The 25,805-nt window shown below is 37.4% G+C and carries 25 protein-coding genes; 21 read left to right on the top strand and 4 right to left on the bottom strand.

What is annotated here, in order from left to right; translation table 11 throughout:
• Positions 1 to 25 precede the first annotated feature (25 nt).
• The 8 genes from ACI3K6_RS05560 to ubiB all read left to right on the top strand — a co-directional run bounded on the left by ACI3K6_RS05560 (position 26) and on the right by ubiB (position 10,722).
• Entirely contained in the window at positions 26 to 1,660 is a 1,635-nt protein-coding gene (locus ACI3K6_RS05560) for a M20/M25/M40 family metallo-hydrolase (protein WP_435554056.1), read from the top strand.
• 568 nt (positions 1,661 to 2,228) lie between these two features.
• Positions 2,229 to 3,347, top strand: a complete 1,119-nt coding sequence (aguA, locus tag ACI3K6_RS05565; protein WP_435554057.1) for an agmatine deiminase — start codon at positions 2,229 to 2,231, stop codon at positions 3,345 to 3,347.
• Positions 3,348 to 3,415: 68 nt separating this feature from the next.
• Positions 3,416 to 4,378, top strand: a complete 963-nt coding sequence (gene arcC / locus ACI3K6_RS05570; RefSeq protein WP_335474497.1) for a carbamate kinase — start codon at positions 3,416 to 3,418, stop codon at positions 4,376 to 4,378.
• Positions 4,379 to 4,648: 270 nt separating this feature from the next.
• Complete coding sequence (gene ptcA, locus ACI3K6_RS05575) at positions 4,649 to 5,671, top strand: putrescine carbamoyltransferase (RefSeq protein ID WP_435554058.1); 1,023 nt, start codon at positions 4,649 to 4,651, stop codon at positions 5,669 to 5,671.
• Positions 5,672 to 5,874: 203 nt separating this feature from the next.
• Entirely contained in the window at positions 5,875 to 6,615 is a 741-nt protein-coding gene (locus ACI3K6_RS05580) for a GntR family transcriptional regulator (protein ID WP_335474501.1), read from the top strand.
• 212 nt (positions 6,616 to 6,827) lie between these two features.
• Complete coding sequence (locus ACI3K6_RS05585; protein WP_335474503.1) at positions 6,828 to 7,574, top strand: GntR family transcriptional regulator; 747 nt, start codon at positions 6,828 to 6,830, stop codon at positions 7,572 to 7,574.
• Positions 7,575 to 7,726: 152 nt separating this feature from the next.
• Entirely contained in the window at positions 7,727 to 8,893 is a 1,167-nt protein-coding gene (gene trpB / locus ACI3K6_RS05590; RefSeq protein ID WP_435554059.1) for a tryptophan synthase subunit beta, read from the top strand.
• 146 nt (positions 8,894 to 9,039) lie between these two features.
• Positions 9,040 to 10,722, top strand: a complete 1,683-nt coding sequence (gene ubiB, locus ACI3K6_RS05595; protein WP_435554060.1) for a 2-polyprenylphenol 6-hydroxylase — start codon at positions 9,040 to 9,042, stop codon at positions 10,720 to 10,722.
• An 85-nt stretch (positions 10,723 to 10,807) separates the two neighbouring features.
• Here ubiB and ACI3K6_RS05600 read toward each other — a convergent pair whose 3' ends face one another.
• Positions 10,808 to 11,614: an alpha/beta fold hydrolase gene (locus tag ACI3K6_RS05600; RefSeq protein ID WP_435554061.1), complete on the bottom strand. Its 807-nt coding sequence runs from the start codon at positions 11,612 to 11,614 to the stop codon at positions 10,808 to 10,810.
• 567 nt (positions 11,615 to 12,181) lie between these two features.
• Between ACI3K6_RS05600 and ACI3K6_RS05605 the strand changes: the two genes are divergently transcribed.
• From ACI3K6_RS05605 to ACI3K6_RS05630, 6 genes are all read left to right on the top strand, one after another.
• Positions 12,182 to 13,816, top strand: a complete 1,635-nt coding sequence (locus tag ACI3K6_RS05605) for a long-chain-fatty-acid--CoA ligase (RefSeq protein WP_435554062.1) — start codon at positions 12,182 to 12,184, stop codon at positions 13,814 to 13,816.
• A 22-nt stretch (positions 13,817 to 13,838) separates the two neighbouring features.
• Positions 13,839 to 14,618 carry an SDR family oxidoreductase gene (locus ACI3K6_RS05610; RefSeq protein WP_335477726.1) on the top strand — a complete coding sequence of 260 codons (780 nt, stop codon included), beginning with the start codon at positions 13,839 to 13,841 and terminating at the stop codon, positions 14,616 to 14,618.
• Between the two features lie 123 nt (positions 14,619 to 14,741).
• Positions 14,742 to 15,191, top strand: coding sequence for a hypothetical protein (locus ACI3K6_RS05615; RefSeq protein ID WP_435554063.1), 450 nt, complete (start codon positions 14,742 to 14,744; stop codon positions 15,189 to 15,191).
• A gap of 13 nt (positions 15,192 to 15,204) precedes the next feature.
• A complete protein-coding gene (locus ACI3K6_RS05620) occupies positions 15,205 to 15,789 on the top strand; it encodes a hypothetical protein (RefSeq protein ID WP_435554064.1) in 585 nt (194 codons plus the stop codon).
• A gap of 15 nt (positions 15,790 to 15,804) precedes the next feature.
• Positions 15,805 to 16,365: a polyhydroxyalkanoate biosynthesis repressor PhaR gene (locus ACI3K6_RS05625; protein ID WP_435554065.1), complete on the top strand. Its 561-nt coding sequence runs from the start codon at positions 15,805 to 15,807 to the stop codon at positions 16,363 to 16,365.
• Positions 16,366 to 16,386: 21 nt separating this feature from the next.
• Positions 16,387 to 17,448 (top strand): alpha/beta fold hydrolase, encoded by a 1,062-nt coding sequence (locus tag ACI3K6_RS05630; protein WP_435554066.1) that lies wholly within the window; start codon positions 16,387 to 16,389, stop codon positions 17,446 to 17,448.
• A gap of 75 nt (positions 17,449 to 17,523) precedes the next feature.
• On the opposite strand, the gene ACI3K6_RS05635 is transcribed toward ACI3K6_RS05630, so the two are convergent.
• Positions 17,524 to 18,303 (bottom strand): alpha/beta fold hydrolase, encoded by a 780-nt coding sequence (locus ACI3K6_RS05635; RefSeq protein WP_435554067.1) that lies wholly within the window; start codon positions 18,301 to 18,303, stop codon positions 17,524 to 17,526.
• Positions 18,304 to 18,506: 203 nt separating this feature from the next.
• On the opposite strand from ACI3K6_RS05635, the gene ACI3K6_RS05640 reads away from it, so the two are divergent.
• The 5 genes from ACI3K6_RS05640 to ACI3K6_RS05660 all read left to right on the top strand — a co-directional run bounded on the left by ACI3K6_RS05640 (position 18,507) and on the right by ACI3K6_RS05660 (position 23,044).
• A complete protein-coding gene (locus tag ACI3K6_RS05640) occupies positions 18,507 to 19,064 on the top strand; it encodes a hypothetical protein (protein WP_435554068.1) in 558 nt (185 codons plus the stop codon).
• 152 nt (positions 19,065 to 19,216) lie between these two features.
• Positions 19,217 to 20,242, top strand: coding sequence for a Delta(5) desaturase DesA (gene desA, locus ACI3K6_RS05645; RefSeq protein ID WP_335477739.1), 1,026 nt, complete (start codon positions 19,217 to 19,219; stop codon positions 20,240 to 20,242).
• A 52-nt stretch (positions 20,243 to 20,294) separates the two neighbouring features.
• Positions 20,295 to 21,431, top strand: coding sequence for a sensor histidine kinase (locus tag ACI3K6_RS05650; RefSeq protein ID WP_435554069.1), 1,137 nt, complete (start codon positions 20,295 to 20,297; stop codon positions 21,429 to 21,431).
• The gene (locus ACI3K6_RS05655; RefSeq protein WP_435554070.1) at positions 21,428 to 22,027 is read left to right on the top strand and encodes a response regulator; all 600 of its coding nucleotides are present in this window, start codon (positions 21,428 to 21,430) and stop codon (positions 22,025 to 22,027) included. Before ACI3K6_RS05650 ends, ACI3K6_RS05655 begins: the two co-directional genes overlap by 4 nt.
• Positions 22,028 to 22,165: 138 nt before the next feature.
• Complete coding sequence (locus ACI3K6_RS05660) at positions 22,166 to 23,044, top strand: processed acidic surface protein (protein ID WP_435554071.1); 879 nt, start codon at positions 22,166 to 22,168, stop codon at positions 23,042 to 23,044.
• Between the two features lie 27 nt (positions 23,045 to 23,071).
• On the opposite strand, the gene ACI3K6_RS05665 is transcribed toward ACI3K6_RS05660, so the two are convergent.
• Positions 23,072 to 23,899: an alpha/beta fold hydrolase gene (locus ACI3K6_RS05665; protein ID WP_435554072.1), complete on the bottom strand. Its 828-nt coding sequence runs from the start codon at positions 23,897 to 23,899 to the stop codon at positions 23,072 to 23,074.
• 176 nt (positions 23,900 to 24,075) lie between these two features.
• On the opposite strand from ACI3K6_RS05665, the gene ACI3K6_RS05670 reads away from it, so the two are divergent.
• Positions 24,076 to 24,270, top strand: coding sequence for an IDEAL domain-containing protein (locus ACI3K6_RS05670; protein ID WP_435554073.1), 195 nt, complete (start codon positions 24,076 to 24,078; stop codon positions 24,268 to 24,270).
• Between the two features lie 80 nt (positions 24,271 to 24,350).
• Here the strand turns inward: ACI3K6_RS05670 and ACI3K6_RS05675 are convergent, their stop codons facing one another.
• Positions 24,351 to 24,989 carry a YczE/YyaS/YitT family protein gene (locus ACI3K6_RS05675; protein ID WP_435554074.1) on the bottom strand — a complete coding sequence of 213 codons (639 nt, stop codon included), beginning with the start codon at positions 24,987 to 24,989 and terminating at the stop codon, positions 24,351 to 24,353.
• Between the two features lie 229 nt (positions 24,990 to 25,218).
• Between ACI3K6_RS05675 and ACI3K6_RS05680 the strand changes: the two genes are divergently transcribed.
• Positions 25,219 to 25,677 carry an SRPBCC family protein gene (locus ACI3K6_RS05680; protein WP_335477753.1) on the top strand — a complete coding sequence of 153 codons (459 nt, stop codon included), beginning with the start codon at positions 25,219 to 25,221 and terminating at the stop codon, positions 25,675 to 25,677.
• Positions 25,678 to 25,805: the final 128 nt, after the last annotated feature.

A 25,805-nucleotide genomic window follows, 5' to 3' on the forward strand; every position in this document is an offset into this window, starting at 1 on the left:
CTTATGGAAGGGAGTCAAATGAACAATGTCAAAAATACTAAATAATTCACCAGAATCCATTTATCAAACCTTACTGCGTTTTTGCCAGATTAAGAGTGTCACTGACTCGGCAGGGGAAAAAGAGGCACCGTTGTTTTTATTTGAAGAATTAAAGCAATGGCCATATTTTCAAGAGCACCCGGAAGATCTCTTTATTCAGCCCATTCGGGAAGATCGTTTAGGCCGATCTAATCTTTGTGCTTGGGTGAAGCCTAAAAAGAAAACGAATAGAACCATTATCTTAATGGGGCACTTTGATGTAGTGGATACTGATGTGTGCGGTCATTTACGAGAAGAGGCGTTTGACCCTGAAACTTATACAAATTTAATGAAGGATGAAATGATTGCAACTGAGGCAAGAGAGGACCTAGATTCGGGGGAATGGCTCTTTGGCCGTGGGACAGCAGATATGAAATCGGGTCTAGTCGTTCAAGCTGCTGTATTGTCTGAATTTGCAGTAAAGTTGGAGCAACTGGAAGTCAACTTGCTTTATCTAGCCGTAGCAGATGAAGAGAATAATGCATCTGGCATCCATGAGGCAGTCCACTATCTGGCTGAACTAAAGAAGCAAGGGTATGAGTTTATTTGCTGTATAGACAGTGAACCAAGTATTACCCAGGAGAATAAAAATCATGGGTGGGTTCATCTTGGAACAGTTGGTATGTATACACCATTTTCGTTTGTAATTGGAAGGGAGACTCATGTTGGAGAATACTTTGAAGGGATCCCTGCATCCCTAATTGCTTTTCAACTTGGGAATATTTTGGAAGGGAGTGGGAAGTTTGCTGATGTATTTAAGAATGTAACCTATCCACCGTTAACTTGCCTTAGGGTATATGACTTAAAACCGACTTATTCGGTAACTATAATCGAACGTGTGGCAATGTATTATAATTGTTTATTTGTCACCAAGACCCCTTTGGAGGTCCTCGAATTAATGAAGGCTGCAGCTAATGAAGCTTTAGAGAAATCCCTGGCTGTTTATCAACAAAATTGGCAAGAACAGCAAACTCGCACGAAACAGAAAAAGTTTACCACCCGTGTTCTTGAATTTAGCGAATTGCTTCATCTGGCAGAACAGAAAACTGGGGATACAGCTCAACACATTACTTCTTCATTTCTAGAAGGGCTGTCTCAAGAACTTGAACTTCAGGACCGTGGTATGAAACTAATCAATCACCTTGTTGACATAACAGGGCTAAATGGTCCAACAGTTATTATAGGCTTTCTTCCTCCATATTGCCCTTCTGGATTTAATGAAAGAATAGCAGCAAATGAAATTAAAATTGTCAGAGCGGCTGAAAGAATAGTAGAACTCGCACATTCTCAATATAATATGTCAATTTCAATTGGTGAAGTATATGAGGGCATCTCAGATTTAAGTGAATTTGGCTTTAAGGGTACAAAGGAAGATATGGAAGTATTATCGTCAAACTTTGCCGGCTGGGGTGTGGACTTCGTATACCCATTCGAACAATCCAGTTTTTTAAATATTCCTATCGTTAATTTGGGCCCAATCGGCAAAGACGCTCATAAAAAGATAGAACGGCTTTATTTACCTTATACGCTAAACACTCTGCCAAATTTATTAAAAGAATTAATCAATAATCTTTCAAACTAAAAATCATTTTAAAAATCCAGTAAGTCAGGCACACCTGATTTCATTATTTCAACATGAATTTTTTGAACAATTATTGAAGAAATTAAGGCAGAAAAACGACAAAGTAATAAGTCATACCTATTACGTATTGCTAATAAAAATAAATATATTATTATAAAGGTAGAGTTACTTGATAAACGTATTAACCGAGGTAACTCATAAGGGTCCTTATTTAACAAATTCTTTTCTTCTAAAAAAATGATAGCGCAATTAACTCGGGGAGGTGATTCGGTACGTAGGCTGGAAATCATTCACATTATGATGTCGTTTACCGGAATAACGAAATCTCAAGATAAAAACAATTAATGGATAGTAGTTTTTGTAATTGTTTTCTACATAATGGGAGATGTTGATCATGTCTCAAGAAAACTAAAAAGAAATCCTTGATAAATTTACAAATTACACCATTTACACTCTATGCTGTCTTTTTATAGATCTTGTACCTGCATCAGTAGCAATAGAATGGTTCTTTTTGCTTAGGTTCCAGGGTAGGAAGTAAATTAATTAATAATTAAGGAGGTTAAATATTATGTTAGCTACATTGGCACGGGTGGAATTAGAAACAGTAACTCCCAAGAGCGAAGGATTCAAAATGCCTGGGGAATACGAGTTGCATGAAGGCTGCTGGATGATCTGGCCAGAAAGAGGTGACAACTGGCGGTATGGTGGCTATTATGCCCAAAAAGCTTTTGTTGAAGTGGCCAAGGCTATTTCCAGATTTGAAAAAGTGACGATGTGTGTTTCTCCTGAAAATTGGCAGGTTGCACGTGGAATGCTTCCTGAACATATCCGTGTCATTGAAATGACTAATAATGATTCATGGATGCGTGATGTTGGGCCTTCTTTCGTAGTTAACAATGGTGGTGAAATTAGAGGGGTTAGCTGGGATTTCAATGCTTGGGGTGGCTTAAGAGGGGGATTATATTTTCCTTGGGATCAGGATGATTTAGTTGCTGCAAAAGTGTGTGATATTGAAGGGAAAGCCCTTTATTATGCACCATTTGTTTTAGAAGGAGGATCTATCCACGTTGATGGAGAGGGAACTTGTATTACGACTGAGGAATGTTTGTTGAATCCAAATCGCAACCCTGATCTGACAAAAGAACAAATCGAATATTTATTAAAGGAGTTTTTAGGTGTCGAAAAAGTCATCTGGATTCCACGCGGAGTCTACAATGATGAGACTAATGGACATGTTGATAATCTTCTTTGTTATGTTCGTCCTGGTGAAGTAGCACTAACATGGACAGATGATATTAATGATCCACAATATGCCATTTCACGAGAAGCATACGATGTATTGGCCAATACTACAGATGCAAAAGGCCGTAGACTTAAAATTCATACAATCTATCAACCTAACCCAATAATTATTACGCCTGAAGAAGCAGAAGGTGTACATCCAATGGATGGAACGATGCCACGCCAAGCAGGGGATCGTTTAGCAGGTTCATATATTAACCATTATATCGCAAATGGTGGAGTGGTCATGCCATTATTTAATGATCCTCATGATGAGCTCGCAATGACAAAACTACAAGAAATATATCCTGATAGAGAGATAGTCGGAGTTTACGCTCGAGAAATTATTTTGGGAGGTGGAAATATTCACTGCATTACGCAACAGCAGCCAAAAGGAAGAATATAAAATTTTCCAACCTATACTAATTATTCCTTTTCCAAAGAAAACATACCAAATAAAAAGAGGCGATTAAAATGAAAAGACAAAAAGTTGTTATTGCATTAGGTGGTAACGCCATTCAGTCAGGAGATGCTACTGCCGAGGCCCAGCAAAAAGCATTAGAAAAAACTGCAACGCAATTGGTAGATCTTATTGAAAATGGTATTGATATCATTATATCTCATGGTAATGGTCCTCAAGTAGGGAATATTTTATTGCAGCAAAAGGCAGCAGATTCAGAAAAAAACCCTGCAATGCCACTAGATACTTGTGGGGCAATGACTCAAGGAATGATTGGGTACTGGATGCAAAATGCGATGGACAAGGCTCTTAAAGAAAAAGGGATTGCTCGGAATGTTGTAACGGTTGTAACAAGAGTCCTAGTGGATAAAAATGATTCTGCGTTTGTCCTCCCTTCTAAACCGATAGGACCTTTCTATTCAGAAGCGGAAGCTAGGAAAATTATGGAGGAAACAAATACTTGCTTTAAAGAGGATTCTGGTCGTGGTTGGAGAAGGGTAGTTCCATCACCAAAACCAGTCAGTATAAAGGAGTACGAAGTCATTAATTCCCTAGTTGATCAAGGAAATATTGTCATTTCTGTTGGCGGAGGCGGAATTCCAGTGGTAGAAACAGAGAAGGGATTGCTTGGAGTTGAAGCTGTCATCGATAAAGATTTTGCTTCACAGAAGCTTGCTGAGCTTGTCGATGCAGATGCATTAATCATCCTTACTGGGGTTGATCACGTTTTCATTGATTTTAATAAACCAACTCAAAAGAAATTAGAAGAAATTAGTGTAGATGAATTAAAAAGTTATATTGAAAATGGACATTTCGCTGCGGGAAGCATGCTTCCAAAGGTAGAAGCAGCTATTAGCTTTGCAGAAACCAGCCCGGAAAGAAAAACAATCATTACCTCACTTGACAAAGCACTACAAGCAATCGAAGGTAAAGCTGGGACAGTTGTCTCGTTAAAGGGCGCTCCAGTTCTAGCATAAGATATAGATATAAAGAACTTACAAGTTTATCTTGTAGGTTTTTTTTATGAACATTACGTGACTGAAAAACGACAAAATAACAAAATAGTAATAAGTAATACCTATTATGTATTGTTTAAAGAAGTGGGTGTATTATCATATAAATAGAGAGCTTTATAAAGTGAAATGAATCAATATTCTTTGGCTTACTACTTACATGAACGATAAGGCACAAAGGTATTCCTCAAGAAAATGTGAGTGCATTACGCAAAACTCAGGAGGTTGAAAATTATGTCAAAGATTCGCCATTTTATTGACACCCAGGAATTTTCAAAGGAAGAATTACTGCAGATTTTTGATTTGATGAGTACTTTGAAGGAATCCAGAAAGCAGGGGGCTATTCCACAATTGTTGCGAAACAAATCGTTAGCCATGATCTTTGAAGAACCTTCAACACGTACACGAGTTTCTTTTGAGACAGCTATGACCCTTTTAGGAGGACATGCTCTCTATTTAAAACCGGGGGAAATTCATCTAGGAGTAAGGGAATCACTATTTGATACAGCTAAGGTTTTATCACGAATGGCAGATGTCATCATGGCCAGAACCCTATTTCATAAAACGATTACTGATTTAGCCGAGTTTGCAGATGTCCCCGTAATAAACGGATTAACAGATTATAACCATCCTACGCAGGTAATAGCTGATGTATTTACAATGATAGAGCACATGCCATTTGGAAAAGGACTTGAGGATATAAAAGTAGTTTTCATTGGTGACCGGACTAATGTCTGCAGTTCACTTATGCATATGACAACAAAAATGGGTATGCACTTTACTCAAATTGCCCCAGTAAAATATCAAGCACCAGGAGAATGGGTAAGAATTGCAGAGAGCAACATTAGAGAAAATGGTGGATCTTTAACCATTACAGATAACATGAATGCGGTAGAGGACGCTGATTTTATCTATACCGATTTGTGGTGGTGGGTTGATCAGGAGGATGAAGCTGAAGAAAGGGTTGCCGCTTTCAAGCCAACCTATCAAGTCACAAGTGCAGTAATGGAAATGGCCGGTAAACAGGCCAAGTTTATGCATTGCCTGCCAGCATCGAGGAATGTAGAAGTACTGGATGAGGTGATTGATTCCCCTGCGTCTATTGTTTTTGATGAGGCTGAAAACCGTTTAACTGCACAAATGGGCTTGCTCGTCTATTTAACTTGCCCAACGGTTAGAGTAGGAACAAAAGAGGAAGAAGAAAAATACCATGAAAAAATAGAACAGATATTGAACAGGGAACTCATTATGATGTAATCAGAATCAAGATTAACCGTGTGACAAGGATTATAAAAAGTTGTGATCACAATTACATAAAATTGATACAACTACTATTTGAAGCTGAAAAACTATTCAAATGCAAATTCCTTAGATTTGCAGGAGAGATTATTCTAGGTGGAGACAATATTCACTTTATTACCAGCAACAGCCTAAGAAACGTCCGTAAAGGATTGGTTAAAATGGACTTATTGATCAAAGTTGATAATGAACAGCTATTTGAAAAGGTAAAAAGAGCTGTCATACAGCTAATATCCCAATTGTCGCTTACAAATAAAGATCGGCTTCCACCTGAAGCTGATTTAGCTTCCCAACTAGGGGTGAGTAGAACTGTAATAAGGGATGTACTTTCAGATCTGGAATCAAAGGGATTTATCAGCAGAAGACGAGGAATTGGAACAATCATCAACCATCATGTACTTGAAGCAACGGCCCGTTTGGATATAGACCAAGAAATAAAGGAAATTTTGGCCAAGACAGGCTATCAACCATCTGTGGAACAGATCCATTATGAAAAAACAGAAGCCGATGAGTGGGTTGCTGAACTGTTACATCTTAATCCTGGCGAAGAAATTTTGCGGGTTGAAAAGGTGATATGTGCTGATGGAGTTCCTGCTGTACACATCATTGATAAGATTCCCGTGAAAATTATTCGTGGATCCTACAGTATGAAAGATTTTGAGGATTCCATTTTTGATTTCTTAAAAGAGAAATGCTCTGATCGAATTGAAACAGATCTTTCTAGGATTAAACCTGTAAAAGCAGATAACAAATTAGCCAATATTTTTCGAATCGTGGAAGGCGAAATGCTTCTGTTTTTAGATGAGGTCGGGTATTGCGCAGGAAATTATCCTGTTTTATGGTCACAAGAATATTTTAATCCAGATTTATTTGATTTTGTGGTGTTCCGCAGAAAACTATAGCTACTTTTTTAGACTTACTCACAAGGTAAGTCTTTTTTCTTTTATTGAAATCGAATATAATTAAATCCAATGTAGGTAGGTTGTTAGTTGACTTGCAAATCTGAAAAAAATCTATTATGATAAATTGGATTTTATTTCTTATTATATTATGATTATAATCATGGGCCACTTAAAGTGAAATAAGAGAAACATCCATAAAAGGATTGATTATCGTGGATAAAGGGATTTTTATAAAAATTGATAATGAACAACTTTTTCAAAAAGTAAAAAGAGCAGTTATTCAGCTAATTAAACAATTATCGGAAAGTCAGCAAGACAGACTACCTCCAGAAGCTGACCTGGCTGCAAATTTGGGAGTAAGCAGAACGGTAGTAAGGGATGTTCTTTCTGATTTGGAATCGAAAGGCTTTATTAGCAGGCGTCGAGGCATTGGAACGATTATTAATAAACATGTTCTTGAAGCAACTGCACGGCTTGACATTGATCAAGAGATTTTAGAAGTTTTGGTTCAGAAGGGATACACGCCTTCGGTTGAAGGAATCCACTTCGAGAGAAAACTTGCAGATGAAAAGGTATCAGAGTTGCTTCGTCTCAATCCAGATGAAGAAATCTTACAGGTAGAAAGTATTATATGTGCAGATGGAATTCCTGCGGTACATATTATTGATAAAATACCGGTTAAACTTATTCGGGCTCCATATGATATTCGCGATTTTGAAGGATCCATTTTTGAATTCATGAAGGAAAAATGTTCTGACCAAATTGAATCTGATTTATCACATGTTAAACCGGTAAAAGCAGACGACTCGTTGGCGAATATTTTTCAAATAAATGAGGGTGATGTCCTTCTTTTCTTGGATGAGGTGGGTTACAGTGCTGGTAACTTCCCTATTCTATGGTCGCAAGAGTTCTTTAATCCGGAAATTTTTGATTTTAAAGTATTTAGAAGAAAATTATAAAGGTATAGGGTGCAATAGTCGGTATATATACGTGGCTATTGCATTTTTTATTATCATGATAAGTATTTTTTTGATATTGATTATTTGATGGAAAATTCAGATAATAGTATAATGTAGGTTGAAAAAATAGAGGAGAAGGAGTCGAGTGGAGAATGGAAAATACGAGTGTAGCAAGTAAAGGGTATTTTGGTGAATTTGGCGGAAGTTTTGTCCCCGAAGAATTGCAGACCGTGTTAGATGAGTTGGAGGAACAATTTTTAAAATATAAAGATGACCCGGATTTCATAACTGAGTATAAATATTATCTAAAAGAGTATATCGGTAGAGAAAACCCGTTAACGTTTGCGCAAAATTTAACAAAGAAAGTAAATGGAGCAAAGATCTATTTAAAGCGTGAAGATTTGAATCATACTGGTGCACATAAAATTAATAATGCCCTTGGGCAGATTTTATTAGCAAAACGGATGGGAGCCAAGCGGATCATTGCGGAAACGGGAGCAGGACAACATGGTGTAGCAACTGCTACCGCTTGCGCTATGTTTGGAATGGAATGTGTCATTTATATGGGCAAGCTGGATACAGAACGTCAAGCATTGAATGTATTTAGAATGGAGCTGCTTGGTGCAAAGGTGGTCCCGGTCTCAAAAGGGCAGGGACGATTGAAAGATGCAGTAGATGAGGCATTGGGTGATTTGGTGCAAAACTATACCAATACGTTCTATTTGCTTGGCTCTGCTGTTGGACCACATCCATATCCAACAATGGTAAAACATTTTCAATCTATCATTAGTGAGGAATCGAAAAGACAAATCATAGAAAAAGAAGGAAAACTGCCAACAGCTATAATTGCATGCGCTGGTGGCGGAAGTAATGCAATTGGAGCCTTTGCACATTATATCGATGAAAAAAATGTACGCTTAATTGGGGTAGAACCAGCAGAAGCTCCTACATTGACAGAAGGTGTTCCGGCTGTAATTCATGGATTTAAATGCATTACCTTATTAGATGAAAACGGTGAGCCTAAACCAACGTACTCCATCGCGGCAGGTCTAGATTATCCGGGGATTGGTCCGGAGCATAGTTTCTTAAAAACCAGTGGTAGAGCAGACTATGTAACCATTACTGGTCAAGAAGCATTAGAAGCGTTTCAGTTACTTAGTAAAACAGAAGGTATTATTCCTGCACTTGAAAGCTCTCATGCCGTTGCCTATGCAATCAAATTGGCGAAGGAATTATCAAAGGATGATCTATTGATTGTAAACCTTTCTGGACGCGGCGATAAGGATGTCGAACAGGTTTTTGACATGATCAATAAGTAATCTATGTTTTAAGGACGATTCTTATAAAGGAGTCGTCCCTTTTTGCCAAATAGTGAACATTTTAAGAAATAATGGAAACAACCTTGAAATGCCCCCATAAACCATGAGATGGTTTTATCAAGAAAAACTACTTGGTGGGATCTGAAATGATTAAGAAAAGAATTCGTCATATCGGGCGCTCTCGTGATATTGTCTATGCTTTTACCCGCCATGGATTTGGGTATATCATGAAGGAATTGGGAATTCTCGATATTTTGTCTGTGCCTAGAAGGCTCTTTGTGGAAGGCAATAAAACAATTGCGAACAAATCTACGGGTGAAAGAATTAGATTATTTTTGGAGGAACTTGGTCCAACCTTTATAAAAATCGGGCAGATCGCCAGCACACGACCTGATATTATACCTGAAGATATTATTCAGGAGTTAATTAAACTTCAAGATCAAGTTCCACCCTTTTCATTTAATGAGGTAAAAGAGATTATTGAAGCAGAATTAGCTGATACTTTGGAGAGTTCTTTTGCAGAATTTGATGAGACTCCGATTGCAGCAGCTTCAATAGGACAGGTACATTATGGGGTACTCGTTACGGGAGAAAAGGTAGCTGTTAAAGTACAACGCCCAAATATTAAAAGTTTGATCGAAACGGATTTAGAGATTCTTTTTGAGTTGGCTAGACTTGCAGAGGCAAGGATTGAGTGGGCAAGAAGGTATCAGGTCCGAGAGGTTATTGAAGAATTGGCCAGATCCATTAGACAGGAACTGGATTATGAAAATGAAGCCAGAAATTGCGAAAAAATTGCCACCCAATTTAAAGATGATCCCAAGATATTTATTCCAAAAATATATTGGGAATGCACAACATCTAAGGTTTTAACGATGGAATTTGTTTCAGGAATAAAACTAAATGAAACTGAACAGCTGCTTCAAGCAGGTTATGACAATAAAAAACTCGGTGAAGCAGTAGTTAATGCAATTCTAAAGCAAATATTAATGGATGGTTTTTTTCATGGAGATCCCCATCCGGGTAATATCCTTGCTATGCCGGATGAAGTGATTGCATTTATGGATTTTGGCATTGTCGGACGCCTCAGTAAAGAAATGAGAAATAATGTTGCCTCATTTGTGATTGCGATGATGAATCAGAGTACTACTGAAGTCATTCGGGCTATCACCAGCATGGGGTTGGTTCCAGAAGATGTGAATATGAAGAAATTGGAAGAAGATGCGGATCACCTTCGGGAGAAATACAGTAACGTTCCCTTTAGTGACATGAGCATTGGAGAGGCGATAAATGAATTGTTTTCAGTAGCCTATCACCATAAGATAAAAATGCCGACAGATTTAACCATTATGGGTAAAACACTGTTGACCATCGAGGGAGTTGTTGAGAAGCTGGATCCTGAATTAAGTATCATAAAAATTGCCCAACCGTTTGGTCAGAGATTATTACTGGAGCGAATGAATCCTAAAAATATGGCGGAAAAAATGCGCAATCAGGTGAATGATTATGGGGAAATCATAAACGAATTACCCAAAACGATCAAGGAAATTACCTCTATCATGAAAAAGGGTAAAATGAAAATAGATTTATCAACTCCTGAGGCAGACATGCTTTTGAAAAGGCTAAACCGCACCAGTAACAGAATATCCTTTAGTATTATCCTGCTATCCTTTTGCATATTACTGGCTGGTATCATAATTGGGACTTCACTCTCAGGAAAGTCAGCACCATTGTTAACTAAGATTCCTATAGTCGAAATGGGACTAGGCATTGCCACAACTCTCTTTCTTTGGCTGCTTTTTTCGATATTTAAATCTGGAAGATTTTAAAAAGTCTCTGACACGGAAATCCATGTGTAGAAAAATGCCCGATCACATCCGATCGGGCATTTTTAATAGGTTTGTCATGAAATGATTATCGCTGCTTGTTTAAGAATTCCAGCACCTTTTGATTAGCCAAATCTATGGCCTCTGTAACGTAAATATGTCCTGCCCCTTGAATGGTAAGAAACTCAGCATTCGGAATCTTTTCAGCTAAAACAACGCCATTTTCATATGGGACTAATTTATCCTCATTTCCGTGAATAATTAAAGTAGGTTTTTGAATCGTGTTGATTTCTTCGGAAGTATCATGTCCGATACAAGCTTGAAGCTGCAGCACATAGGCATGTGGAAGGATAGGTTGTTCAATTCTCTTTTCAATATCTTCGGCAATTAGCTGTCGGTGATTTTCTATGAAGGATTGGCTGTATAAAATGGGTGCAGTGGCCCAGGCCATTTCTTCCGGTGTTGCTGTAGAAGATGCCCTTGACATCATTAACATCGAAACATCAGCTCCCGGTTGAACATGTGTTGCTCCACCGGAAGTCGTGCACCCTAATATCAAAGATTTGACTCGATTCGGGTACTTGAGTGCAAATCTTTGAGCAATCATTCCTCCCATAGAAATACCATATACATGTGCAGACTCAACACCTACAGCATCCAGAACAGCTCTAGTATCCTCTGCCATCAGCTCGATTGAATATGGCGTGTTTGGCTTCCCGCTCTGTCCAACACCACGATTATCAAAAATAATAACCTGATAATGTTCACTCAGAACAGGCACCGACCTAAACCAAGACCTTGAACTAAGTGATAAACCCATAATCAATAATAACGGTTCACCTTCACCATGAACCTCATAATAAAGATCAATCCCATTAACCTTCGTAACAGGCATCCCATCACAACTCCTCATTTACCAATATTAGTAGATTATATGAACTAGCTTGAACACGAAGAACCAAATAAATAGAAAACCAAACTAGCAGACAAAATCATAAGCTCACTCTCCATGAATGTCCGCCTGGTGTGGACAAATGTCTTTTAGTGGTGCCTGGCACCATCTAAAGTCTTATCGGAATATATTAACTAGGGGGGAGTGATTTTGTAAGCGTTTGCGGTGGTAATGGTGTTATCTGTGGGGGTTTTTAGTATGGGAGGTGTAGTTAAAGGGGGGTAGGTAAAATATTTCGACTGAATTCTACATTTCCCTTGGGTTTTTTCTGTTGAATAAAGCTGGTTAGGTTGGAACATTGTTTAATATTTGGTAATATTTACAAACGAATATTTGAGAATAGATGGAGGAATTTGTCGAGAAGGAAGGGTTTACAAATCTACATTTTCCTACAATAATTAAAATTATATTAATATTCTAATAGTTTTGACAAGACCGACAACAAGAACGATTGCATCCTGTGAATTTGGAATATTAATCTTATATTATTATTGGGAGGCATTGAGTTTTATGGTTTATCAGCAAAAGCCGTGGCTAAAGTTTTATGATCCAAGAATTACTGAACATGTAAGTATCGAACATAATTCCCTTTATAATTTCCTTGAAGATGCAGTAAACCGTTACAATACGAAACCTGCCTTTACCTTTTTCGGAAGGGAAATTACTTATAACGATACCTTGGCTATTACAAATCAGTTGGCGTCAGCATTACATAAATCAGGATTCATAAAAGGTGATCGTTTGGCAATTATGTTGCCTAATTCTCCTCATTATATTTTCTCCTTATTTGCCATTTTTCGATTGGGTGGAATCGCTGTACAAGTGAATCCGATGTACGTGGAAAGAGAAATAGAGCACGTATTAAATGATTCAGGTGCAGAGTATATGATAGTGCTTGATGCGCTTTATTCAAAAGTAAAAAAAATTCAAACGAATACTTCTCTTAAAAAAATTATTGTTGTCAGCTTCGGTGGAGAAAGAGTCAGTTTACCGGAAGGTGATGTATATTTTGATCAATTCCTTGATCAACAAATCCAAATTCCTCATATCGACATTGATCGAGATGAAGACGTTGCCATTTTACAGTATACCGGAGGAACAACAGGACTCTCTAAAGGTGTTATGTTGACTCATAGCAATCTATTATCTAATTTTAATATGGTTTGTGATTTTGCTTATAAAGCATGTGATAACAAGCCTGAAGATTTTAAAATGATCACCGTCCTCCCAATGTTCCATGTCTACGGCCTCTCTAGTGTGGCGTTGTGTGGAATCCGTGAAGGCGCTAATCAAATTGTATTACCTCGATTTGATCCAAAGGAAGTTATGGAAATCGTCAAAACAGAAAAGCCGTTCCAAATGTCAGGTGTACCAACCATGTTTTTTGCCTTAAATGCACAACCTGGATTAGAGGAAAGCGGCTTTGATCAGCTCTACTATATAAGCTGCGGTGGAGCGCCTCTTCCTGTGGGGGCAGCTAAATTATTTGAAAAGCGAACTGGTGCGACCCTTTTTGATGGCTACGGCCTTTCAGAAGCTTCACCGACCGTTATTTTTAATCCACCATTCGTTCCAAGAAAATATGGAAGTATCGGAATCCCTGTCCAAAGCACAGTGATAAGAATTGTTTGGGAAACGGACGAAGGGTATGTGGATGCACCAGTAGGTGAAGCAGGCGAGCTGATTGTTAAAGGTCCTCAAGTCATGAAGGGCTATTGGAATTGTCCTGAGGAGACGGCACAAGTTATTAAAGATGGTTGGCTCCACACTGGTGATATCGCCAAAATGGATGAAGACGGTTATTTCTATATTGTTGATCGTAAGAAGGACATGATTATCGCAAGCGGCTTCAATGTTTATCCAAGTGAGATTGAAGAAGTTCTATATCAATTGGAAGCGGTTGAAGAAGCACTTGTTGTTGGAGTTCCGGATCCATATCGCGGAGAAACAGTCAAAGCCTATGTGAAAGTGAAGCCAGGGTATTCTATTACAGAAGAGGAAATTAAACAGTTTGGTAAGGACAATCTTGCCCCATATAAAGCACCGAAAGAGGTAGAAATACTTGAAGAATTGCCAAAGTCATCAGTAGGAAAATTATTACGAAGAGTACTGAGAGATCAAGAAAAATCAAAATTAAAAGTTTGATTGTTGAGGGAGGAATTTAGGAATGCAAATACAGGACTTATTTAGCTTAAAGGGCAAAACAGCCATTGTCACTGGAGGCGGCAGGGGTTTAGGGCAACAAATTGCCATTGCCTATGCAGAAGCGGGAGCCAATGTGGTGATTTGCTCGAGGAATCTAGATGCTTGTGAACAATTGACCGCGGTCTTTAAAGAGAAGGGTGTTCGCTCTCTTGCTTTAAAATGTGATGTATCCAATCAAGAAGATATACAGCATGTTGTCGACGAAACGCTGAAGGAATTTGGGAGAATTGATATCTTGGTTAATAACAGTGGAACCAGCTGGGGAGCTAACGCCTTGGAAATGCCTGCAGATAAATGGGACAAGGTAATGGACATTAACTTAAAGGCTGTTTTCCTTTTTTCACAGGCAGTTGGAAAAGTGATGGTCGAACAGCGATCTGGAAAAATGATTAATATCGCATCTATTGCAGGAATGGGCGGTCAGGATGCTTCCATTATGGATGCAATTGGATATTCTGCAAGTAAGGGCGGAGTGATCTCCTTTACGAAAGATTTAGCAGTTAAGCTAGCTCCTTACAATGTTCACGTAAATGCGATTGCCCCAGGATTCTTCCCAACAAAAATGGCAAAGATGGTTTTGGACCATTCTGGAAAGAAAATCCTTGAACGTACACCAGCTGGACGCTTTGGTTCAGATGACGATATGAAGGGACCTGCATTATTTTTAGCATCACCTGCTTCTGATTATGTATTCGGACATGTATTGGTTGTAGATGGAGGAACAACTGCAGGGGTTCAGTAAAGATTCTGAAATTTTTCCGAATTTAAAATTGGCTGACTTGTAGGGAGTGCAAAAATATGTTTTGATGGAAATAGATATATTTTTTAAACAAAACATACCAACTAGTCAGTTAGAGGGTTTCCAATGGAAAAATTACCCGAAGATCCTATTGAATTTTTTAAAGAATTAGAAAAAGAACTCAATAAACAGATTCATCAGTCAACCAATAACCGCACATTTACGACCGCATATGGGAGAGCTTTAGATAGACATCTAAAACGTTTAAAGCGTCACAAAAGATTAACAACTAGGTGGTTAAACCAGTTAAATCTTGCGAATAAAGATGAATTAGCCTCCCTTTCGGTCAGATTAGTAGATTGCGAGGAAAAACTAGATCTTCAAGATGAAGTGATTTTTTTAATTAATAAGGAACAAAAAGCAAACCTAAGCAGCATCAAACAATTCAAAAGCTCGTTAGAACTATTATTAGCGGTTTTGGAAAAGGAAATAAGTGATATTCAGAAAAATAAAATAGAAACTTTAGAAGTAGAATTGGCTGAATTAAAACAATTATTTAAATCAGATGTGAAATAAAGGAGAATCGATTATGACGGAAAAAGAAAATACAGTAGAAAAGCAGTTTTCAAGTTTAGATCTAGTCTGGAAAATTGGGTTAGATGAAGTAGATGCATGGGCAGAACGCTATAACAAACGTGACGAAAAATTTTTGGAAATGGTTAAAAGCTATGTTGAAACAGTAAAGAGAAATCAAGAAAATGTAAAAACTGTTAGTGAACAATTTGGAAGGGAATTAAAGGAATGGGAAAAGGCTGCGAGAGAAGAGCTTATGGTAACCACTACCTCTCTCCAGCATTTTTTCCCGGTTAAATCATATGAGGAAATCAATCAAGTTGTCGATGATATTCAAAATAAAACAGCATCGATTTTGTTAACTCCCATTCAGTCATTAAATAATTTGCAGGCGCTTGACAAATATTTGGATGCAGTTGAGCAATATATCAATTATAGAAAGAAAGCGCGTCAAAAGTATATTGATAGTGTAAAGAAAACAACAGCTGTATTATACGAGAACCAAAAGGTTATTGTAGATTTAGTTTCCAAGCAAGTAAAGTCAGCCATTTTTCCATTTCAAAAATATATACAAAACGTTTCAGAATTAACCAAATCTTAAAGAGGTGACCCAATCATGTCTGATCACAAAACGTTTGATCCATTTGAGGCTTTTCATAAGATGAGCTTGTTATGGGAAAAACAAATCAATGATTTTATCTATCTATGGACCAATAACAATGAATTTGTAAAAGTAAGCAATATGGGAACAGAGCTTCATTCTCGGTATTTAGAGCAATTAAAAAAGAACCAAGAAATGATGGCCAGTGTCCTTAATTTGCCTACTAAAAGTGATATTACCAATGTTGCCAATCTAACCATTCAGGCAGAGGAGAAAATCGAAGCCCTCGAGGAGCAGCTTTGGGAACTGCAGGATTCGGTAAAATCTCAGAGCAAAGATCTTGAAAGTGTTGTTGAGATTTCCAAGGAAGTTATTAAACTGTCAAAGCAATTAAAAACAGAATTAACGAAGACCAAAAAAGAAGTGGCAGATACGAAGAGCCTCCATGCAGAGCTACAAGAAATGAAATTTGAATTGCTGAAATTAAACCAATTTAAGGAAGAGTTTGTAACATTGAAACAGTTCATGGAAAAAACAGCAGAACCTGAGTTAACAGGAACAGGTTCATCTAAATAATCGTAAAAAGGAGGGAAAGAAGTGGCTGTTGAATCACCAATAAAAATTCCAGGATTAGATTATGAAAAAGAAATGAGCCGATGGAAAAATATTTATAAGGCATTGACAGAACCTGAGCCTAAAATGGGACACACACCCAGGACCGAAGTGTGGAGAAAAAATAAATCCGTCCTTTGGCATTACCCTGCAAAGGAAAGAAAATACGAAATCCCATTGTTCTTTGTTTACTCCCTTTTTAATAAACCATACATTTTAGATGTTGCCCCTAAGGCAAGTGTGATTGAGGGCTTAACAAATATGGGCTATGAAGTGTATTTACTTGACTGGGGTACTCCTGGATATGAGGATAAAAATATTGGGCTGGATACGTATATTGAAAAATACCTAAGAACAGCCGTTAAACGCGCAATCCGTCATTCTGGTGCAGAAGAGATTAGCTTAGTTGGGTATTGCTTAGGCGGTACCATCGCTTCTATTTACGCTTCCATTGCTGAAGAGCCAATTAAAAACTTAATTGTTGCAACCGTTCCGATTGATTTTGGACCATTTATGGGACCAGATAAATGGGCAGAAGGATTAAGACAGGGTGATTTTAATATTGATCACTTTATTGATGTATATGGAAATGTACCTCCTCAATATGTAGAAGGCATGTTCAGAGCCATTGGAGCACCCATTTATTTTACCAATTATACCATGCTGTTGCATCGTGCACATGATCATCGATATGTTGATAAATGGCGCAGGATGAATAGATGGACCCTTGATCAGGTTCCATTTACCGGGGAAGCTTACCGTCAATTGGCAAAGGAATTGTTTAAAGAAAACAAACTGGTAAAAGGCGAATTAATGATTGGCAATAAAAAGGCAGATTTAAAGAATATCAAAGCCAATTTATTCGTTGTTTCAGGTTCTAGAGACAATTTGATTTTGGAAGAACAAAGTAAGCCAATTATGGATCTTGTCTCAAGCGAGGACAAAACGTACATTGTTGTTGAAACAGGCCATGTTGGTCTTGCCCTATCAGGATTATTTGCTAAGATTGTGGATCAGTGGGCGGCCAGTCATTCTAATCCACTGTAAATAGTAATAAAACACAGTACAAAAACATAGAATGGTATGGGCAACAGAAGAAGAGGAAGGAATATTCCTTCCTCTCTAACTTGCCGTTTTGTGTTTGTTTAAAAAAGTGCGGAGTACTTTATTAAAGGAATCCTTTGCTTCCAACTTGGCAACATGGCCGGTATTTTTAAAAATCACAAACTCCGAGTGGCGGATTTGTTTGTGCATGAGGTATTGAACCCATACAGGAATAACAGAATCGTATTGGCCTCCGATAATGAGAGTAGGAACTTTAATTTGATTGAGCAAACAGAAGTTATTTACTTGCAAACAGGCCTCCATCGATTTGAAATAAAATTCTTTATGGGGTTGATAAAATTTTGAAAAAGAATCGAGATTTTCTTTTGACCAAGAATAAAGGCAGAGCTTTGCCGCAGTTTCCTTGATTTCATCGGGAGAACCGCCGGATTTACGATTTTTCCGGTATTCCAAATAAAGTTTTCCTAGCCGTTTTGGAGCATAATGGAATGTGCTTACAAGAAGAAGGGAGAGGCACATTTCCGGGGCTTGGCGGTAAATCTCCTGTGCCACCATACCACCCATTGATAGACCGCAAATGTGAGCGCTCTCAATTCCCAGACCTTTCAAAAGACTGATTACATCAGCAGCAAAATTTTCAATAGAAATCACACCGGGATTCAGATATTCACCGTGGCCCCTTAAATCCGGGATAATCAAATCAAATTGATCGGCTAATTCAAACTGGTTGGACCAACCTTCCTTTATTTCACCAAGACCATGAATAAGTACCAAGGGCTCACCTGAACCAAGACGCAAATAAGGAATTTCCATGTTGCTTTTAAAAAATGAAGTCAAAATTCATTCCTCCTAGTCGTTTTGATTACCTTTGTTTCCATTATCAATAAAGGATATACGCTTCTAATATTATGATTATTCTATTGTATAATCATTGTTGACATTTTATTACATATAAGTGTAAATTACATATATAGACTAGCACTGATTTACCATACGAAATAGTTTTAAAAAAATACCTTAAAAAAGGGGAGGAAATAATAATGGGTACATCCGCGATCGAGAAAGGACAATCAGTTGGCAAGGAAAATGGGCAAGCAACCCAAATGGTAGACACTTTATGGAACCAATATGAGCAGAGCTTGGAACAGCTTAGAAAGCTTCGTGAAAGCAGAGAAGAAGCTTATCTAAATGCAGTGAGAGAAGTTGTAAAATACAATCAGGATTTTAGATTTTCTTTAGCAAACTTATTTCAAACGATTAAAAGTACCAATAGTGAAGTAGTTAAAAGTGTTTCAGGGAATCTTGCTAAAGGTGCCGAAGATAAAAAGATGCTTGCTCCTGAATTAAAAGAACAATTAAATGAAGTTACCGAGAAATTAGAACAACTTGCAACAGCTCCCCTTGCCACAGGGCTTGATTTAATTGGCCGTTTTGAAATAAACTTAATTGAAAATAGTGAGAAGTATGTTAAAAACGTTCGTGAACGCCGAAGCGAATGGCAGCAACTTACGGATGAATATGTAAAAACCGCTAGACAAAGCCATCAGAATCTTATGGACCGTCTTGAAGACAGCATGAAAACTTTAATAAAAAAATAATAAAGAACGTAAAACTCCACCATTCTAATGAATGGTGGAGTTTTTTTGAGTAAACATGACATTTATCATGTTTTGGACATGACATGTATGACTGTTTGGGTGAGATTTTTTTCACTATAATTTGTGTTAATAAAGAGGAAGGGATTTTTGATATGGTGAATGAAAGAGCAAAAAGTTTGCGAAAACAAGTATCTGTTTATGAAAAATCTGATACAATGGCAAGTATTTGGCAGGTAATGAATACGGTATTACCGTTTATCTTTTTATGGTTTTTGTCCTATAAAAGTTTGGCTGTTTCTTACTGGCTAAGTTTGGTATTGGCGGTTGTGGCAGCAGGATTCATGGTCAGGGTATTTATCATCTTTCATGATTGTTGTCATTACTCTTTCTTTAAAAATCGTACGGCTAATAAAATTCTGGGCACCATTACTGGAATTTTAACTTTGTTTCCATATAGTCAATGGCAGCATGACCACTCCGTTCATCATGCAACCAGCAGCAACCTGGATAAGCGCGGAACAGGGGATATTTGGATGATGACTGTGGAGGAATATCACGAGGCATCTTCTTGGAAAAAAGTACAATATCGTTTGTACCGCAATCCTTTTGTCATGTTTATACTAGGACCTATCTTTGTATTTATCCTTAAAAATCGTTTTAACCGTAAGGGAGCAAGGATCAACGAACGTCTGAACACGTACCTGACAAACGTGGCAATTGTTGCTGTTCTTGGATTATTATGTTTAGTTATTGGCTGGCAGCAAGTCCTATTAGTAGAAGGGCCTATATTTCTCATTGCAGGCTCTGCTGGGATTTGGCTGTTTTATATTCAGCACACTTTTGAGGATTCCTATTTTGAGGGAGATCAAGAATGGGAATATGTTAAAGCTGCAGTGGAAGGAAGTTCATATTATAAACTTCCTAAACTGGTTCAATGGCTAACGGGAAATATCGGTTTTCATCACGTGCATCACTTGAGTCCAAGGGTGCCTAATTATAAACTTGAATTGGTCCATGAAAATACCCAACCATTACAAAATGTTCCAACCATTACGTTAGCGACAAGTTTAAGTTCATTAAAGTTCCATTTATGGGATGAGCAGCGTAAAAAGTTCATAACGTTTAAAGATGCAAAATGCTTGCCTAAAATAAGTACTTTTGAAGGAAATTTAGAGTAAAATTCAGTATGATAAAAGGATAAGGAATACTAGCTGAAAAAAGAGGTTTCGTATGATTAAGAGGTACTTTACTTTTCAAAAAAGCAATGCAATTGCTCCATATATATGGACAATTCTTTGTATTTTGCCGTTTTACTTTATTATTCAAGTTCCATCAACCATTCAAATGGTTTTGGGAGTATTATTAACGCTACTGTTTTTTATCCTTTATCGTATTGCCTTTATTTCAAAGGGCTGGCTGGTCTATGTATGGACCCTAATCTTAATCGCAATTTCCATTACGGCAACCAGTTTGTACAGTTATGTTTACTTTGCGTTTTTTCTTGCCTATTATCTTGGCAACATCCAAAATAGGGTCACTTTTTTGACCTTGTATTTTATCCATTTGGTAAGTACATCTGTTTCGATTAATTACAGTATCATCATGCATGAAAAGCTATTTTTACAGCAATTGCCGTTTGTTATTATTGTTTGGATTAGTGTCATTCTTCTTCCTTTCAGCTTATATAATCGGAAGGAGAGGGGCCAGCTTGAGGAGAAATTAGAAGATGCAAATAAGCGAATTGGAGAATTGGTTAAATTAGAAGAGCGGCAAAGGATTGCACGTGACTTACATGACACACTTGGGCAAAAACTTTCCCTAATTGGATTAAAGGCCGATTTAGCCAGAAGATTGATCAACAAGGATCCGGAACAGGCTAGAAATGAATTAAAGGATGTCCAACAAACCGCACGAACAGCCCTAAGTGAGGTTAGAAAAATGGTTTCATCCATGCGTGGAATTCGATTAAAAGACGAAATGCTACGGATTAAACAAATCTTAGAAGCTGCACAGATTCATTTAGAGAAAAAAATGGAACCCAATCTCAGTAATGTTTCTCCTTTTACAGAAAATATTTTGAGTATGTGTTTAAAAGAGGCCGTAAATAATGTGGTTAAACATAGTGGGGCTAAAAACTGCTTTATTACTTTAGAACAATCCTGGAAAGAAATTATTATGACCATACAAGATGATGGAATTTTCAAAGGATCACATAATGGCTATTTAAAAGGTCATGGTTTAATCGGAATGAAAGAACGGCTTGAATTTATTAATGGTAGTTTAGAACTTTTAACGACGGATGGAACAACACTAATCATCAGAGTGCCAAATGATTCAAAGCCCGAGACTAAGGAGGGGCAGTTGTGATTAAAATTGTAATTGCAGAAGACCAAAAGATGTTACTGGGTGCCTTTGGATCCTTATTAAATTTGGAAGATGATATGGAAGTAATCGGTAAAGCTTCAAATGGAGAAGAAGCAGTAGAGATGGTTAAAAGCTTAAAACCTGATGTCTGTCTGATGGACATTGAAATGCCTGGTAAAAGTGGGCTAGAGGCAGCAGAAGAAATTAAGGGTCTTGGCTGTAAAGTTATTATCCTAACTACTTTTGCCCGTACAGGTTATTTTCAGCGTGCACTGAAGGCTGGAGTATGTGGCTATTTGTTAAAAGACAGCCCAAGTGAAGAATTGGCAGGCTCGATTCGCAGTGTTTTGGCTGGAAGGCGGATTTATGCTCCCGAGTTAATGGATGATGTCTACAGCGAAGAAAATCCATTAACAGACCGCGAACGGGAGGTACTTGAACTCGTAGCAGATGGAAAAAATACAAAAGAAATTGCTGAAGAACTCAGCATTAAAACAGGAACCGTACGAAATTACATTTCCATTATTCTTGATAAACTCGAAGTGAAAAATCGAATAGAAGCAATCACACAGTCAAAAGAAAAAGGTTGGTTTAAATAAGATGGATCTCTAAGGTGACAGCACCATTGAGATCCATTTTTTTGTTAATGTCCTCAATATTTATAGCATTATTTTGCAATTCTGATATGGCTTCCTCAGGGAACATTAAAGGAGAAACAAATATGAGGAGGAGTTAACATGTGGTTTAAAAATATATGGCGATTGACCATTTTATCTTTGCTGCTTTTTATTCATGTTCCGATTGCACTTGCGGCACCACCTGAAAAAGAGTTAACACAGTATTTAGCCTCAATCGGATGGTCAAAGCAAGAATTGCAGGATTATCTTGATTTTTATGAAATTACTTTGAATGAATTTGCTTCAGTTGATGAACTTAAAGAATTTTTGGGAACCCCAATCAATGATGAAAATTTACAGGTACTGCTCAAAAAATATAACCTTTCTAAGGCAGAACTAAATGATTTATTGAATCACTTTGGTGATTCTTTAGCCGATTATAAATTCATCGAAGATTTAGATTCTTCACTGGAGTTTTATGTCAATAATGACGACTATATGGGTGATATTGAGAATGAATTAAAAGAAATGGGAATTACTGAGGAGGAATCTGAGCGGTTTTTCGAATATCTTGGTCAGGTAGAGGAGAATAACAAATTTCAACTGGATCAAATGGAATGGCTTGATTCTAGAATTGAACCATTTCTTGATGTGAATGATACAACCGAGTTAACCGATAAGCAAATAGACGAATTAGTGGATCTCTTAACAGATGTCATGGACTTATATCAAATACAAGTCAAGTTTTCTGCTGACAAACAAAATATTTCGCTAACAGAATTATTAAAGATGAAGGAGCCACCAAAAAATCTAATGATTACCATCAATACAAGAACGGGGGAACCTTTACTTGACTTTAACATCCCCTCCTACTTATTCGATAATGGCGAAATCATTAATCAAGGAGAAGAAATGATTCATTTAGGGGACATTTCCAATGATTTTATCGATCATCTCCATGATGAGAAATCAAATCATTTTGGGGAATGGTATAAATAAACATAAACCACCAGGCAACTGGTGGTTTTATACACTTTCTTTTAAAAAGTTCATTATGTATTCATATACCTCCACTGGTCTTTCTTCAGGAAGGGCATGACCTGTTTCTTTTAATACGATTAATTCGGAATTTATCAAATCCCTATTTAATTTTTCTCCAACCTCAAGTGGCATAGATTGATCGTGATCACCCCAAATTAACAAGCATGGGGTTTTAATTTGTTTTAAAATCTCTGGGGGAAGATCACCTTCCCGGTGCCTTAACATTCTGGTTAGGGCGACAAAGATTTCATCTTGTAAAAATGGCTGCAGATACCCATCAACCATTTCATCTGTAATGATTGATTGATTATAGAGTGCACTTTGAAGGTTTTTTTTGACTCCGGTTCTCGCAAAGTAGTATTTTACAAATCGGTGAAAGTACGGGAGATAGCTGGTAAGAATAAGCGGTAATTTGGCCCGCTTTAAATAGGAAGAGCTGCATAATAGAACAGCTTTTTCTGCCAAATCGGGTACCATATGGAGAATATTTAAGACGATTTGGCCTCCCATAGAATGTCCAATAAAAATGGATTTCTTTATTCCAAAGGATTCAATTAGTTTAATGACTGTTTGGGCTAAATTCTTATAGGAATAAACGTACCGATTGCATTTTGCGCTTTTACCGAATGGAGGCAAATCAATTGATAGTACCTGATAATTCTGCTTCATTAACGAAATCATGTGACGGTAGGTAAAAGTTGAAGAAAGAAATCCATGCAATAATATAAATGTCTTTTCTGCATTCTCCCGCGGATAAAATTCATAATAAACTTCAATATTATTTACCGGCTTATAACCAGATAATCCATCCATTGGTCCATCCTCCTAACTGCCAAAATTGATGCCTTTAATATTCCCCAATATTTATAATCTACTCCTGCAAGTGTTTTTGAACATTCTGTGAAAATTTTTATGATTTTTCGAACAAAGTGTTTGAATTTTTTGAAAACTGAATGTATAATGAAAAAAAGCTCAAGGAGTTGATTTCCATGGAAAAGAAATTACTTAATTCACCCCAACATTCTGAGGAGTATACAGATGCTTTAGTTGCTGAGATGTTCCTAAAAAATGCCCTGCTTGAATTCAAGAAGGAGAAAATCCGCAAGGAAATCGACCAAACATTAGAAGACGGGAACAAGGAATTATTTCTCCAGTTAACAGAAGAGCTAAAGAAGATTTGCTAACCAACGACTTTCAAACTAATTCCACTAAAAAAGAAGCCTTATCCGTAAAGGATAGGGCTTCTTGGCCGTTTAATCATTAATTACAGAAAAAGTTGTTCACCTGCTGGTTTTTTTCTGCTTTTTACAAAAGAAATTAATTTTTTAAAGCGTTTTAGGGATTGTTGGAATACGGGACTTTGAATAAAAGTATAAACAAATGTTGCAATAAATACAGGACCTCCTAATATATAACCAATGATAAGCACGAGACTTTCAACGATCATGCGGGCTTTACTGACAGATAAACCCGTTTTATCGGAAATGGACAGCATGAAACCATCACGAGGTCCTGCGCCAATCCCAGCTGCTACATACATCCCTCCACCAATTCCGGTTATGACAACACCTGATAAAAGGATAAGATAATCGACCCACGTATTTGTTGCTTTTGGCAATAGATCCAGCCAGAGGAAAAAGTCCATAATTGGCCCGATACATAGGGCATTTAAGAAGGTTCCAATATTTATATACTTGCGATCAGTAAAAAAGGAAATTCCGATTAATACCAACCCACAGATGACACCCCATGTACCAATCGTAAGCCCAAAATGCTGATACAAGGCTACATTCAGAACTTCCCATGGGTGAAGCCCAACATATTTCACCTTTACGGCAATGGCATTTCCTAATCCAAAAAAAGTTAACCCCAAGAAGAACAATACATATTGTAGGACTTTCAAACAGTTTACCCCCATGTTTGATATTAATCTGAATTTTCAAACCTATCCTACTATCTTAAAATACGAGTTCACAAGATTCAATAGTAAATTTACATAATTAATCCAGACTCTTTTTTCGCTCAAGGTCCCAATGACGATGTCATTCTAAATACTGTAATAGAACATATATTGGTAAAAGACCTCTCTCAAGAGCAGGAAGGTCTTACGTCAAAAGAGAAAGAGGGAAGGCATGCCAAGCGGAACACATCACATCGAGTTGACATTGCCAATTAAGGTGATTTGGGAATTTGTAAAGGATATGGATAATTGGGCACCACTTGTTCCAAATTATATTCAACACGAGAAGGTAAACGAAAGTCAATCAACATGGGAATTCAAGAATGACCTTGGAATTATTAAAACCAAAATGAGTCTTCTCATCGACATTATTGAGTGGAAGGAACCCACGAGAGTTAGCTTTACACTAAAATCAAAAAGTGAACGGTTTACAGGCAGCGGTTTTTTTGAGGCAAAGGCCTTGAATGTCAACAAAACAAAGTTAACCGGATTTTTAGAAGTCACCGCCAATGGAAAGATGGGACCGACAATGAATTCAAAGCTGGAAACTTCGCTGCCAGAATATGTGGAGGAAATGGGAGTTTCGATCGCTAAGAAACTGGAAGAACTATATGGAAAAATAAAACGCTGATTAAAGAGGAAGCCAATTAAAGAAGGCTTCCATTTTTTATAAAATATAGCTATGTTAAAGAAAACTGTTGATTTTAAACCCTGTTGATTGGAGCGGAAGGCACGAAGACTCCTCGAAAATGCTAACGC

The sequence above is a fragment of the Neobacillus solisequens genome (assembly GCF_051233465.1).
Lineage (GTDB): Bacteria > Bacillota > Bacilli > Bacillales > Cytobacillaceae > Neobacillus.